Source organism: Halomonas hibernica (assembly GCF_013183775.1).
Taxonomy (GTDB): domain Bacteria; phylum Pseudomonadota; class Gammaproteobacteria; order Pseudomonadales; family Halomonadaceae; genus Vreelandella; species Vreelandella citrativorans.
The window spans coordinates 152,741-167,510 of record NZ_VIFN01000005.1 but is presented as its reverse complement, the minus strand read 5'-3'; the positions used below and the strand labels follow the sequence as shown (position 1 = coordinate 167,510).

The window sequence follows — 14,770 nt, the reverse complement described above, 5'->3', positions numbered from 1 at the left end:
ACCCTAACCAAGCCCCAAGCGTTAGCAGCGCTTGGGGCGCATTATGCCATGCCACTGGCATGTACCCCAACTAGGGCAGAGAGTTTATGTCAGAACCCCAACTCCCAGATTCACTGCGGGAGCTGATTGATTCCTTCATTCAGAACCGCTTTGCGACCAAAACAGAAAAGCTTACGCCGGATGATCCCGTCTATCTCAAGCTACAAGAGCAGTTCGCGCCGCAAACTTGGCTGGCCGATGCCGCGAGGCGTGTCAGTCAGCTTCAGGTCGTCACGCATTCGCTCAAGGCGGTCCATCCGGATGCCAAGGGCACCAATCTTTACGTGGAGCCCCGCTCGCTTGACCAAGGTGATCTCGTAGGTAGCCACTGCCTTCCTGAAAACTTCCAAGGGGATGTCACGGGAAACGCAGCCGCCCTTGATGTCTACAAGTTTCTGAAGCTCGAATGGCAAGGACGTTCGCTGCTGGAACGGGCGCTTGACCAGGATAGTGAACTAATCAATACGCTCAGTAAGGACCGTGAAGAAGCGCAGGAGTGGGCGCGTGCCTTTGCCAATATCGTTGAGCCAAAAGGAACGCCTAGTTCTCATGCGCGGGGCAAGCAGGTGTACTGGCAGGTGGGCGATGAGCCTGCCGATGACGCCGGTTATCATCTATTGGCTCCGCTGTATGCCACCGCCTTGACGCACCCGTTCCATGCCCAGCTCAGCGAGGCGCGCTTCGGCGAACACGCCAAGGGCGGGCGCAAGGCCCGCCGCGATAGCGTTGCCTTCGAGGGTGGATACAGTGACTATCTCAATCTAGCCGTACAAAAACTGGGCGGCACCAAACCACAGAATATTTCTCAGCTCAATAGTGAGCGCGGTGGGCAAAACTACCTGCTTGCCTCACTTCCGCCGAACTGGGTTTCCCGTGACGTAACCCCGCCACTTCGCACGGAGTCAGTTCTACCCCGCTTTGGCCGACGAGCGCCGGTTCGCCAATTGGTTAATGATTTGGTCAGTTGGGTAAAACAAAGTATGGAAGAGGATGAGCGGCGCGCTTTATCTGGAAAGACGCCAAGGAAAACGTATCAGGATAGAGATTTGCACGACGATCTAACGGCAATGTTATCCGATGAGCTTTTGATGTTTACCCACGAGCTTCATCGTTTAACGCCGGGCTGGTCAAAAGACAGTGAGTGTCGATTAGTAATGGCTGAGCGCTATTGGCTCGACCCTGGCCGAAGTGAGTTGGACGCCGAGTTTGCAAGCGCACGACGTCAATCTGATTGGCATGAAGAAGTTTCCCGGCGTGTCGCGGGTTGGCTAAAAAACACGCTGACCAAGCGTCTGAAGATCAGCCTGGGCGACCCGGAACATGATTATTGGACGAGCAGGGTTGAGATGGTTTTGGAAAAATTCCGACGCCAGCTGGAAGATATAGAGGACGCTTTGCGCGACGATGAGGAAAGCCTTCCAGGAGAGTCCCCATGATCGATCATCTCCTGTTACTTCCTCGGCTGCGCATCCAGAACGCCAATGCCATTTCCAGCCCGATGACCTGGGGCTTTCCCGCCATGAGCGCGTTCGTCGGTGTTCAGCAAGTGCTGGAGCGCAATCTGCCTGACGACATCAAACTGGTCTTTAACGAGATTGGCGTGGTGTGTCACCACATCGAGCCCCAAGTGACCGAAGGCGGCTTCATCAAGGCGTTTCACCTGACGCGCAACCCGGTCGATAAAACCGGCAGCACGGCAGCCATCGTCGAAGAAGGGCGCGCGCATCTGGATATCAGCCTGTTGATTGGCGTGGAGTCGGAAGGCGATGACCTTGGCAGCGCCGAGCGTCGTAATGCTATTGCGCAGACGTTATACGAGCAGGTTCAGGGCATGCGTATCGCGGGTGGCAGTGTCATGCCTTCGCTCGATACTCAAAAGCGCCACCGCCCGGAGCTGATCAGCTTTAGCGCCATTGAAGTAGACAGAAAAAAACAGTGGCAGCGCCTCAAGCGTCGTCTTCTACCCGGTTTTGCACTGGTGCTGCGTGACGATCTACTTGCTGAACACACCGCCACGCTAAAAGCTCACGATGCAAGCGCCACGGCGCTGGACGCCTGGCTCGACCTCTCCCGGCTTAACCACGAATGTCACGTCGAGCAGGTGAAGGGCAACAACGACGACAAAGAGAAAGAGGTGGTGCGATGGAACGTGCGCCGACCTTACCCCGGCTGGCTAGTGCCGATTCCGGTTGGCTACGGTGCTATCTCGGAGCTATACGCGCCCGGCGATGTTACCAACGCCCGCGACCCTAAGGTGCCATTCCAATTCGTGGAAAGCCTCTACTCCATTGGCGAGTGGGTAAGCCCGCATCGCTTTCAAACACCCGAGGATCTGATGTGGTTCGTGGAGAATGACCTGGATCGCGGTATTTATCGTCTGCAAAACGACTACGCCAAGCGCTGACACAAGACTAATCAAAGGGGAAACGACATGGCCAAGAATGACACACTCAAAACCGCTTCTGTGCTCGCTTTCGAGCGCAAGCTCGATCCTTCCGACGCGCTGTTCCGTGCCGGAAACTGGGAAGACCGCGCGCAGGTAGCACAATGGAACTTCGTACCGGTACGTGAAAAATCGGTGCGCGGTACGATTTCCAATCGTCTGAAAGCCAAGGACCAAGACCCGCTCAAACTCGATGCCGCTATTGAGAACCCCAACCTCCAAACAGTAGATGTCGCGACTCTGCCTCACGACGCCGATACGCTGGCGGTTCGCTTTACGCTACGGGTACTGGCTGGCGCCGGTACACCTTCTGCCTGCAATAACGCTGAATATCAGAAGAAACTGGCGCAGACAGTATCGGGCTACGTGAGCGAACACGGCTTCGACGAGCTGGCTCATCGCTACGCCTGCAACCTTGCCAATGGCCGCTTCCTGTGGCGCAATCGCATGGGCGCTGAGGAGGTTGAGGTTGTCGTCAGCCAGATGAAGGAGGGCCAGCCGGAAAAGACCTGGACTTTCGATGCACTTGAACAATCCACTCGCGACTTTAGCGGCGATAAACAGACCCAAGAGCTGGGGACCGCTATCGCCCAAGCGTTGGCAGGTAAGCAGTACCTGTTGCTTGATGTTGTTGCGTTCGCCCGTATTGGCGCCGGTCAAGAAGTATTCCCTTCGCAGGAACTGATTCTGGACCGCTCCCGTGGCGACAAGAGCAAGACGCTCTACAGCATCGGCGACGACAAGCAGGCGGCTATTCACTCCCAGAAACTCGGTAACGCCTTGCGCACTATCGATACCTGGTACCCGGCGCCGGAAGATGGCGGCGATCTAGGCCCCATCGCTGTCGAGCCCTACGGCTCGGTGACCACACAGGGTACGGCTTATCGTCAGCCTAAACAGAAAGTGGATTTCTACAACCTGCTGGATAACTGGCTGCTGAAAGACCAGGTTCCGCCCGCCGAGCAGCAGCATTTTGTAATGGCCACCCTGATTCGCGGCGGCGTGTTCGGCGATGCGGGGTAAGCCATGGATCACTATATCGATATCCGCCTAAGGCCAGACCCGGATTTTCCCGAGCCAATGCTGATGGGCGCGCTTTATAACAAGCTGCATCGGGCGCTTTTCGATCTGGAATCAAATGCTATCGGCGTCAGCTTTCCGCTGTGTAAACACGGCGTTCGCGCCCGCAGCTTGGGCGGGCACCTACGCTTGCACGGCACCCAAGCGAGCCTTGAACAACTGATGGCTGTTCAGTGGCTAACCGGTATGCGTGATCACGTTAGTGTTAGCGACGCGTTGGCGACCCCGGCCAATGCTAAGCATACCAACGTAGCGCGCAAGCAGTTCAACACAGGAAGCCCCAGCCGCGCGAAGCGCTATGCCAAGCGGCATGACATTTCAGAAGAAGCAGCGCGTGATATCTACGCAAAAGTAGCGGAAAAGCGTATTGAGCTGCCGTTTGTGCAGATCAATAGCCGCTCTACACAGCAGCGCTTTTGCTTATTCATTGAACATGGAAAGCCGCAGGAAAAAGCGGTGGCAGGCACATTTAACCATTATGGCTTAAGCAGTAACGCCACCGTGCCCTGGTTTTGACCCTTTTTCTTTGTATGAATAAGGACCGCGATTAATCAACCACTTAGCGGTATCTCCCAGGAAAGGGTGATACCGCTTTTTTTGGGCAAAGTTCTTTAACAATCAGTAGATTATTTTTGGTAAGCTCTAGTTCGCTGCCGCCCAGGCAGCTTAGAAAATCGCCGCGCTGCTTGCGTTAACAAAATACTGGTTCGCTGCCGCCCAGGCAGCTTAGAAAACTACGACATAAACGATAACCCTGCACAGGTTGTTCGCTGCCGCCCAGGCAGCTTAGAAAACTTGATGCACGCGCCGGCGGCGCTGGTCGAGGTTCGCTGCCGCCCAGGCAGCTTAGAAAATGAAGACATGGACACCCAGCGCAGCTACCGGGTTCGCTGCCGCCCAGGCAGCTTAGAAAGCCCTCATTGGCTGCAAAAGGAAAACCGAAATGTTCGCTGCCGCCCAGGCAGCTTAGAAAATATAGCGCACATAATGCTTTTCACGAAGCGTGTTCGCTGCCGCCCAGGCAGCTTAGAAATAGCGTAATTCCCGACCCGATATGGCAGTCAAGTTCGCTGCCGCCCAGGCAGCTTAGAAATCGCCGAACGTAAGGCGCGGTTAGTCGCCCTGGTTCGCTGCCGCCCAGGCAGCTTAGAAAGAGTATCACCGCTGCGCAACCCGTCATAACGGGTTCGCTGCCGCCCAGGCAGCTTAGAAAGCACTGCACGGCCAACAGCATGGCCACATGCTGTTCGCTGCCGCCCAGGCAGCTTAGAAAAGCGCAGGGAGCTTGGATTCCCGGTCGCCTACGTTCGCTGCCGCCCAGGCAGCTTAGAAAGCTTCGATGGGGCTGGCGCCCAGCATATCGTTGTTCGCTGCCGCCCAGGCAGCTTAGAAAATTAAGCACCATCACTGGCCGAGGCACCCAGCGTTCGCTGCCGCCCAGGCAGCTTAGAAACATAAGCATTAAGGGCTTCAGTCAACGCTTCATGTTCGCTGCCGCCCAGGCAGCTTAGAAAAGCACACGGTCGCCTTGCTCAAACGCGGCGCCGTTCGCTGCCGCCCAGGCAGCTTAGAAATGGAAGTGGGTCTGGATCGGCTGCCTGCCCCAGTTCGCTGCCGCCCAGGCAGCTTAGAAAGCCAATCAAAGCAGGGGCATCCACGCGACTCAGTTCGCTGCCGCCCAGGCAGCTTAGAAAAATGTTTTTGCTCAGATTGGAACCGGCAAAGCGTTCGCTGCCGCCCAGGCAGCTTAGAAATCAGTGCTGCCCGGCAAGATCTCGACCGTGCTGTTCGCTGCCGCCCAGGCAGCTTAGAAAAGAGTTGATCGACTGCTCACGCGCCCGCTGACGTTCGCTGCCGCCCAGGCAGCTTAGAAAAAACCAATCTTCATAAAAGTTACCGTTCACAGGTTCGCTGCCGCCCAGGCAGCTTAGAAATCGACCCACTTGAACGCCGGGAAGCTCGACAGGTTCGCTGCCGCCCAGGCAGCTTAGAAAGTCAAAAGGAGAGCTGGACGTCATATTCAACGGTTCGCTGCCGCCCAGGCAGCTTAGAAAATTCATGTACTGGCTGACAGCGCTTTGCCCAGGTTCGCTGCCGCCCAGGCAGCTTAGAAATTGTTGATGGCTCAGGCATGAGCAAGAAGCGCGTTCGCTGCCGCCCAGGCAGCTTAGAAAATCTGGGGCGCGAAGTACGCGACGCCCTAGCCGTTCGCTGCCGCCCAGGCAGCTTAGAAAGTAAAGAAGCGTTCAGCATCGCCCGCAAAGCAGTTCGCTGCCGCCCAGGCAGCTTAGAAATGCTCGGCGGGGCGCTCGAACGTGTCGCCTGGGTTCGCTGCCGCCCAGGCAGCTTAGAAACGAGAGCGTGCTTCAAAAGCTCAAGCGCCCGGGTTCGCTGCCGCCCAGGCAGCTTAGAAAAGCTTCCGCAGTGGACCGCACCAGATCCGCGAGTTCGCTGCCGCCCAGGCAGCTTAGAAAGGTGAGCGTGGGTGTCGCCGTAACGCCGGTTGGTTCGCTGCCGCCCAGGCAGCTTAGAAAAGATGATATTAAACATCGGTCGCGCTAACTCGGTTCGCTGCCGCCCAGGCAGCTTAGAAAAGATGATATTAAACATCGGTCGCGCTAACTCGGTTCGCTGCCGCCCAGGCAGCTTAGAAAGAACGAAAACCGTATTCGATGAGATGTTCCTCGTTCGCTGCCGCCCAGGCAGCTTAGAAAGACACGTGGAATCCGCAATACCACGCGCTTTTGTTCGCTGCCGCCCAGGCAGCTTAGAAAATCGGCGTTGCTAACGCGATGAGTGACGAAAAGTTCGCTGCCGCCCAGGCAGCTTAGAAACACGCTCGACGAACGCCGCATGGAGTACCGGGGTTCGCTGCCGCCCAGGCAGCTTAGAAACATTCGTCAGATCGACGAGCGATGGCAGGTGAGTTCGCTGCCGCCCAGGCAGCTTAGAAATGATTTTCGGCGGCAACGTCAGCAGCATCACTGTTCGCTGCCGCCCAGGCAGCTTAGAAATCTGCAGAGCCGTCCAGAGCGGAATTGAATACGTTCGCTGCCGCCCAGGCAGCTTAGAAAATGCCGTCTATCGGGTCGATCACCTCTAACGTGTTCGCTGCCGCCCAGGCAGCTTAGAAAAAACCACTCCCCAGTCATCAACGGTACGCGTCGTTCGCTGCCGCCCAGGCAGCTTAGAAAAAACTCATCATCTTCAATGCGGCTATAGTCACGTTCGCTGCCGCCCAGGCAGCTTAGAAAATTAACGGCAAGCAATGGGTCAATAACGGCACGTTCGCTGCCGCCCAGGCAGCTTAGAAAACCATCGCCGAATATGACAAGGTGCGCTGGGAGTTCGCTGCCGCCCAGGCAGCTTAGAAATTGAATAACGTCATGGATGATCATGGGGCCACGTTCGCTGCCGCCCAGGCAGCTTAGAAAATCCCTCGCAAAGAGTACGACCGCTTGCTTGAGTTCGCTGCCGCCCAGGCAGCTTAGAAAACTGTGCGGCCACCACGGCCAGCATGGATATTGTTCGCTGCCGCCCAGGCAGCTTAGAAAGATTTGCGCGATTGGTTTAAAGGCGCCAAAGAGTTCGCTGCCGCCCAGGCAGCTTAGAAATGCCAACCACTGCCACTATTCTGGCTGACGAAGTTCGCTGCCGCCCAGGCAGCTTAGAAAATCACAAAGCGGCCAACATTACCCCAAAGCTGGTTCGCTGCCGCCCAGGCAGCTTAGAAAACCATGCCCGATGAAATATTCATGCCCTCAACGTTCGCTGCCGCCCAGGCAGCTTAGAAAATCAGGAATTGAGACGGTTACAAAGGCATGCAAGTTCGCTGCCGCCCAGGCAGCTTAGAAAACCCATTACGCTCGTTCCTCGCTACAGGGTTCGTTCGCTGCCGCCCAGGCAGCTTAGAAAATATTATTGTCACGCTCAGCGTTAGTTTTTACGTTCGCTGCCGCCCAGGCAGCTTAGAAAGCTAACACTCTCTAACCGCCGATCAATCAGTGGTTCGCTGCCGCCCAGGCAGCTTAGAAACAAAAAGCCTTATTACACCGACCAGTTAGGCGGTTCGCTGCCGCCCAGGCAGCTTAGAAATTAAGGCTAACCGTGACGATGCGCGAATTGACGTTCGCTGCCGCCCAGGCAGCTTAGAAATTCATCGCCCGAGCGGATCGGTCAAACTCAGTGTTCGCTGCCGCCCAGGCAGCTTAGAAATACTCCCCGCGCGCCGAGGCTAGTAGCTCACCGTTCGCTGCCGCCCAGGCAGCTTAGAAAATGACCCGAGTCGCGGACACTCTCTCGGGAACGTTCGCTGCCGCCCAGGCAGCTTAGAAATACAGCGCCGGTAGTTAATGATACAGCGGTGGGTTCGCTGCCGCCCAGGCAGCTTAGAAAGTTGCTCGATCGGGATGCCGCGCGCCGCTTGCGTTCGCTGCCGCCCAGGCAGCTTAGAAATCCACGCATCGGGAATCGCTCGCCCTCCAGATGTTCGCTGCCGCCCAGGCAGCTTAGAAAATGACTTCACGCTGGCCGAAGCCTTCGCGGTACGTTCGCTGCCGCCCAGGCAGCTTAGAAACTCGTCGACATCATGAATCTGGATGTCGCAGCGTTCGCTGCCGCCCAGGCAGCTTAGAAAACTGGTCGCCTTCAGTACGAATGGTTCGGACCGTTCGCTGCCGCCCAGGCAGCTTAGAAAACATCGCCAACGGGCCTACATCCGGGCCGAATGTTCGCTGCCGCCCAGGCAGCTTAGAAAAAACGTCACCAGCTGCTTAAGGGATTCGTTCGGTTCGCTGCCGCCCAGGCAGCTTAGAAAACGGCGATAATGGATTCATAGCGGCGCTATCGGTTCGCTGCCGCCCAGGCAGCTTAGAAACGAGATTGCGGCAACTTTCGACCGTTACTTCATGTTCGCTGCCGCCCAGGCAGCTTAGAAATGATTTTGAACGTGCTGGCCGATGGTGGCCAAGTTCGCTGCCGCCCAGGCAGCTTAGAAAGATAAGCAGATCAAGGCTTTCAAGCCCAAAGAGTTCGCTGCCGCCCAGGCAGCTTAGAAAAAATGCGAGGGTAGCGATCTGTAAGCTACTGAGTTCGCTGCCGCCCAGGCAGCTTAGAAAGGCCTCGCGCCGTCGTTTACCGAGAACGACATGTTCGCTGCCGCCCAGGCAGCTTAGAAAGCAATGACCTAAAGCGCGAGCATTTAACACAGGTTCGCTGCCGCCCAGGCAGCTTAGAAAAGAACCCTTCGCCACCAGCGCCGCGAATTTTCGTTCGCTGCCGCCCAGGCAGCTTAGAAACAAGAGAAATACGGCGGATCGATTATCCCGGTTGTTCGCTGCCGCCCAGGCAGCTTAGAAATGGGGGACGGCCTCCGAGAAAATATTGATGATGTTCGCTGCCGCCCAGGCAGCTTAGAAAATACCAGTACCGGCCTACAGCTTGAAATCAAGGTTCGCTGCCGCCCAGGCAGCTTAGAAAAAGTGGTTCGATAGTTGATGAGTTCCATGAGCGTTCGCTGCCGCCCAGGCAGCTTAGAAAATGCACCCCGGCTCGATAGGCTTCATACCTCAGTTCGCTGCCGCCCAGGCAGCTTAGAAAGCATCCAGATTACGAGCTCGAATAAGCACCGAGTTCGCTGCCGCCCAGGCAGCTTAGAAAGTGGCAATACCAGCTTGAGTATTCAAATGCGAGTTCGCTGCCGCCCAGGCAGCTTAGAAACTACGGCATTAGCTATTACGCCCGCACTTCAAGTTCGCTGCCGCCCAGGCAGCTTAGAAAGCGTGAGCCTGACCAGCTACGAACCGGCAATCGTTCGCTGCCGCCCAGGCAGCTTAGAAAACCTCGACCCCGTTAATCGAAGCGACCCCTACGTTCGCTGCCGCCCAGGCAGCTTAGAAACGCAAGGCCGCGGGCGTCATGGTTCGCCGCCGCGTTCGCTGCCGCCCAGGCAGCTTAGAAATGGAAGTGGACGCGGCCAACGACCACGTGCGCGTTCGCTGCCGCCCAGGCAGCTTAGAAACCACCCTCGCCAAAGGCGAACGCCACCGCGTCGTTCGCTGCCGCCCAGGCAGCTTAGAAATCGATCGCGCGCCGTCCGGTGGCCAGCGCCAGGTTCGCTGCCGCCCAGGCAGCTTAGAAAGCCACGAACGGCCACGGTGTATTTTTTGAACTGTTCGCTGCCGCCCAGGCAGCTTAGAAACTGCTGGATGATCTGGACGCCGGTATCTTCCGGTTCGCTGCCGCCCAGGCAGCTTAGAAAGTAACAAAGCAGACGCGCTGTACGAGGTGCTGGTTCGCTGCCGCCCAGGCAGCTTAGAAAGTGCAAGGGATGCAGTAAATCAGCTAGGAAATGTTCGCTGCCGCCCAGGCAGCTCAGAAACACCACAGGTTTACTCCCCGGCGATTTGCAGGTTCGCTGCCGCCCAGGCAGCTCAGAAATCACGTATTGCGTCGAAAAGATCGCTGGGCTGGTTCGCTGCCGCCCAGGCAGCTGAGAAATAGACAAGCGTTACTATCTTTTGGTGCTGTCTTGAAATTAACGCTAGCGTTCAGCTTTAAGCAAAAGAGCCTCAATGGAGGCTCTTTGAAATAGCGGTGTTGGAACCGCTTATTTATCCTTGTCCCAGTGTTCAAAGGCGCGCTTGTCATCGGGGAGCCGGACGATGTCACCGATGTTTAGATCAGGCAGGCCTTTAATATGGTGCCCTTTGGTATCCATGATGGCGGCAACGCTGCCAATGCTCACGGCGTCTTCTTCTCGGTAGGCTTCCACTTTTACGTGAACAATGTGGCCTTGGTAGCGAGCGGATAAAATATCGCCGGTGCCAATGCGGGCGTGTTCATGGTGATCATTAGCAAATAATTTGGATACGCTGTCTTTGCCGGGGTCTTCCCATTCGATATGTCGATGCATCGTGGTTTCCTTGTAAGTGGGCCGAAAAACACAAGTGTAGTTTGGTTTTTATTAGTTTTGCTAGTTATTGGTTAATGGGACCTTTGCCAATATGCTGAAACATAAAGGTTAAGGCCGCAGGTAGGCTGGCACGCCAAACGCGCCAAGTGTGCCCGCCGGGGTAGAGGTCCAAGCGTACATCATTAGGCTGAATGCGTTCCATGGCTTGGCGTAGCTTACGGGCGTGAAACTCGGCGTCGTACACATCGCTGCGGCCTGCGCTAATGTAAAGTGGCACGATCGGGATGTCGCTCTCTTCTGCGCTGGGCCGGGGCGTTACGTTAATGCGATACGCTTCAAGGTAAGCGGGGTAGTTGAGCTGGTCCCATAAAGCCGTATCAAAATGGCCTTGTTCATCCAAAAACGCGGGATGGCGGTGTGCTGAGGAGTTGCTCGGCGGATACGGAAGATAGCTTGCCGGGCTTAGCGCTGCGGCGGCGGCAAACATCTCGGGCTTTTCCAGGGCAAAATTAAGCGCGCCAAACCCTCCGGCGGATAGCCCGCCTACGCCGCGAAGCGCTCGCGTGGCGCCCACTCGGTACTGGTTTTCAACATGCGGCATCAAGTCGTTAAAAAAGGCGCTGCGGGCGGCCTCATTATGGCCGTCTACCCACCAGCTGCGACTACCGGGCATGATGAAAACGGCCGGCGGAATGTGTCCAGCGCGAATCAAACGATCAGCAGTTTGGGCAAGGTTGCCCTTGGCTAGCCAGTCTCGTTCGTTGCCAAAAGAGCCATGGAGCAGATAAACCACTGGGTAAGGCTCGGCGGCAGTGGCGTCATAATGGTCGGGTAGATACACGGTGTAAGGGTAGGCGTGGCCCAGCGTGGGCGAGTCAAAGGTGGCGTAGTGCACCTCGCCAGCAACGGCGGCGTTAAACAGGCTCCATAGGCCCGCCAGGGCTGTCAGGCTGGTCAACAAGAAACGTAACAACCCGTGAAATACACTTGAAAATGAGAAGAGCGACAAACAGCCTCCGGGAATTATCGCAAGGTTATAGCGTCGTACCCCGTACCCGCCGACACTGTTCAGCGCAGGCGAATGTCAGGCATACACGGAGCAGGTATGCATAAAAGGATAGAGGAAATTTACTGGTTGCGTGCGTACGGCTGCGTGGCCGTGTTTTTATTTCATTTGCTGGACCACGTTAATCAGCGTGTGGATAACCTGGCCACCGACCTGATGCGCCTGCCGCTGGTATTGGGCACACCGATCTTTTTGTTCATTTCAGTGTTTGTGTTTGCCATGCGCTATGACAAGGCAGTGCCGCCTGGCTTTTTGGCCCAACGGGTAAAGTACGTCATGCTGCCTTATCTGGTATATGGCTTTATCTACTCGACGGCCGAGTGGGTCCGGCTGTACATGGCAGGGGAGTCGGTAGGCTTTGTCGCCAATGCGCTGGAGTACTTTGTTTTCGCCGGGTGGCACGGTTATTTCTTGATTATCGCCATGCAGTTTTATATCGCTTATTGGCTGTTTACCCGTTGGCAGCTGTGGCGCTTTAACCCGGTGCCGTGGCTGTGGGTGAGCTGTTGGGTGAGTATGGCGTACTGGGGAGTGGCGTATTGGCTGGGTGTGGCGCTGCCGGGGTATCTGCTCTGGGTAGCGCCTCTGGGCTGGATATATCTGTTCTTTCTGGCCCTGGCGCTGGTGCGTTACTACCCCTTTGATAGTGGAGCCCAGGCACCGCTGCGGCCTTTATGGATGCAGTACCTGTCGTGGCCTTTGTGGTTGGTCGTGTTGGTTTGCCTGCTGGTCGCGGCCAGTGTGGCGGGGTGGCTGCAGTTCTCATCCAAGGAAGTGTGGGTGATACCGCTGTTCATACTCTCAACGCTTGTAGCGATGCGTTATTTAAAAGACATCACAGCGCCTCGCTGGGTGCGCTATATCAACCAGTATTCGTTTGGTATTTACCTGGCGCACCCCATGTTTTTTGCCATTACCGATGCGTTGGTGATGCCGTTGGCGTTGCCTATAACGGTTTACGTGCTGCTGCTGATAGTGACGGGCGCCACGGGCTCTATCCTGCTCAGTAAAATGGCGAACACCACAAAAGCCGGGGCCATGATGTTTGGCAAGCGGCTAAAAGTGTAGGGCGTTGACGCGCTGTGCGGTGGGTTGGAAGCCGAGAGGGGCGCTCTATGTCTTTCATGCACCAATTAGGTGCGCTTATGCTTGTGTTTGATCTATTTTGGGTCAAAAAAACAGGTCCGTGTGTGTTTAAAAGCCTCGGGAAATACTTATGCGTCATAGAGAGGCATGCAGACGCAGCTTTTATATGCCTTAAAACAACAGGTTAGTAATTGTTTCGGTCATGTTGGTGCAGGATTGGCATGTTCTCTGCATTATATTTGTCAGCGGCTAGCCACCGTAGGCAGATGCCTCTCGGCGTGCTACAACAATAGCCGGTTTGAAATGATCGCTAGGCGATGTGTGATTCAATTTCAGGCAAATGTTAAGCGAACAAAAAGGATAGGCCTGTCAGGCACGTACTTTATTGAATGACGGGGTTTGTCTAATAACACTTTTATCGATAGCTTACTGTTACATGCTTTAAGCCACGCCCATATCGGAGGCACAATGTCAGCCAAGACTCTCGCGCTAATTGAAGAACATGATGTTAAGTGGGTGGACCTGCGTTTCACCGATACTCGTGGTAAAGAGCAGCACGTTACCGTGCCTGCCCGCGATGTAGACGAAGAGTTCTTCGAAAATGGTCAAATGTTCGATGGCTCCTCAATCGAGGGCTGGAAAGGCATTAACGAATCCGACATGATCCTGCGCCCGGAAGATGGCACTGCTTTCCTCGACCCCTTCACCGAAGACGCTACTCTGATTTTGCGTTGCGATATCATTGAGCCAGCCACGATGCAGGGCTATGATCGTGACCCGCGTTCTATTGCTAAGCGCGCTGAGGCGTACCTGGAGTCCACAGGCCTGGGCGATACTGCTTTCTTCGGTCCGGAGCCTGAGTTCTTTATTTTTGACGAAGTACATTGGAAGTCTGATATTCAGGGTTCCATGTACAAGATTTCTTCCGACGAGGGCGCCTGGGCGACCAGTAATCAGGTAGAGGGCGGCAACCTGGGGCACCGTCCGCGCGTTAAAGGCGGTTACTTCCCGGTTCCTCCGGTCGACAGCTTCCACGATATCCGTGGCGCTATGTGTAACACCCTGGAAGCGATTGGTCAGACCGTTGAAGTTCACCACCACGAAGTGGCGAATGCGGGGCAGAACGAGATCGGCGTTAAATTCAATACGCTGGTGAAGAAGGCGGACGAAGTTCAGGAAATGAAGTACGTGATCCACAACGTGGCCCACGCGTACGGCAAAACCGCGACCTTCATGCCCAAGCCGCTGGTTGGCGACAACGGTTCTGGTATGCATATTCACCAGTCGTTCTGGAAAGATGGTCAGAACCAGTTTGCCGGTGATGAATACGCAGGCCTGTCGGAAATGGCGCTGTATTACATCGGCGGTGTGATCAAGCACGCACGCGCTCTGAACGCCTTCACCAACGCCTCTACCAACTCGTACAAGCGTTTGGTGCCGGGGTTTGAAGCGCCGGTTATGCTGGCTTACAGCGCCCGTAACCGTTCCGCCTCTATCCGGATTCCCTATACGGTCAGCCCCAAAGGCAAGCGCGTTGAAACCCGCTTCCCTGACCCGACCGCTAACCCGTACCTGTCGTTTGCTGCCCTGCTAATGGCAGGTATCGACGGCATCAAGAACAAGATTCATCCTGGCGATGCCATGGACAAGAACCTGTACGACCTGCCGCCAGAAGAAGGCAAGTTGGTACCGACCGTTGCCAACAGCCTGGACCAGGCTCTGGAAGCGCTCGACGCTGACCGTGCGTTCCTGACCGAAGGTGGCGTGTTCACCGACGATATGATTGATGCCTATATCGAACTCAAGATGGAAGAAGTGGAGCGTATTCGCATGACCACGCACCCTATCGAATTTGATATGTACTACAGCTGCTAATCGCGTTTTGACGCGATAGCCCTAAAACCCCGCTTCGGCGGGGTTTTTTATTGCACTTAACCAGTGAGAGGGTGCGCCTTAACGGTACTCCATGCACTAAAATAGTGCATGTGGTGGATCGCACCATGGCAGGTTGCGCGCTTAACGCTCGTTGAATCAAGGCTTGGCGCCCATAAGGCGTGCATGCTGATGAAAGGGGCCAACCTGGCGTGCTTTTTGCAGTTTCTCTTGCGTATTGAACGTTTTTATCAGCGACATTCAGGACACT

General features: G+C 55.7%; 8 protein-coding genes and 1 CRISPR repeat array. Of the genes, 6 read left to right on the top strand and 2 right to left on the bottom strand.

The genetic code is table 11. The features are described from left to right. Positions 1–86: 86 nt before the first annotated feature. From csy1 to cas6f, 4 genes are read left to right on the top strand one after another with little or no spacing between them, the layout of a single operon-like run. The gene (gene csy1, locus FKN99_RS09845) at positions 87–1,475 is read left to right on the top strand and encodes a type I-F CRISPR-associated protein Csy1 (RefSeq protein WP_172117688.1); all 1,389 of its coding nucleotides are present in this window, start codon (positions 87–89) and stop codon (positions 1,473–1,475) included. Next, complete coding sequence (gene csy2 / locus FKN99_RS09840; protein WP_172117687.1) at positions 1,472–2,443, top strand: type I-F CRISPR-associated protein Csy2; 972 nt, start codon at positions 1,472–1,474, stop codon at positions 2,441–2,443. Before csy1 ends, csy2 begins: the two co-directional genes overlap by 4 nt. A 27-nt stretch (positions 2,444–2,470) precedes the next feature. Next, positions 2,471–3,505 (top strand): type I-F CRISPR-associated protein Csy3, encoded by a 1,035-nt coding sequence (gene csy3 / locus FKN99_RS09835; protein WP_172117686.1) that lies wholly within the window; start codon positions 2,471–2,473, stop codon positions 3,503–3,505. A 3-nt stretch (positions 3,506–3,508) separates the two neighbouring features. Further along, positions 3,509–4,078: a type I-F CRISPR-associated endoribonuclease Cas6/Csy4 gene (gene cas6f, locus FKN99_RS09830; protein WP_172117685.1), complete on the top strand. Its 570-nt coding sequence runs from the start codon at positions 3,509–3,511 to the stop codon at positions 4,076–4,078. A 129-nt stretch (positions 4,079–4,207) separates the two neighbouring features. Beyond that, a CRISPR array of direct repeats spans positions 4,208–10,060; the repeat unit is 28 nt; unit sequence GTTCGCTGCCGCCCAGGCAGCTTAGAAA. A gap of 109 nt (positions 10,061–10,169) precedes the next feature. Here cas6f and FKN99_RS09825 read toward each other — a convergent pair. Further along, positions 10,170–10,475 (bottom strand): hypothetical protein, encoded by a 306-nt coding sequence (locus FKN99_RS09825; RefSeq protein ID WP_172117684.1) that lies wholly within the window; start codon positions 10,473–10,475, stop codon positions 10,170–10,172. Positions 10,476–10,539: 64 nt separating this feature from the next. Then, complete coding sequence (locus FKN99_RS09820; protein WP_406565426.1) at positions 10,540–11,415, bottom strand: alpha/beta hydrolase; 876 nt, start codon at positions 11,413–11,415, stop codon at positions 10,540–10,542. A gap of 165 nt (positions 11,416–11,580) precedes the next feature. Here FKN99_RS09820 and FKN99_RS09815 point away from each other — a divergent pair, with 165 nt between their 5' ends. Continuing rightward, entirely contained in the window at positions 11,581–12,609 is a 1,029-nt protein-coding gene (locus tag FKN99_RS09815) for an acyltransferase family protein (RefSeq protein ID WP_172117683.1), read from the top strand. Between the two features lie 486 nt (positions 12,610–13,095). Then, positions 13,096–14,502 (top strand): glutamate--ammonia ligase, encoded by a 1,407-nt coding sequence (gene glnA, locus FKN99_RS09810; protein WP_172117682.1) that lies wholly within the window; start codon positions 13,096–13,098, stop codon positions 14,500–14,502. The last annotated feature ends 268 nt before the right edge of the window (positions 14,503–14,770 follow it).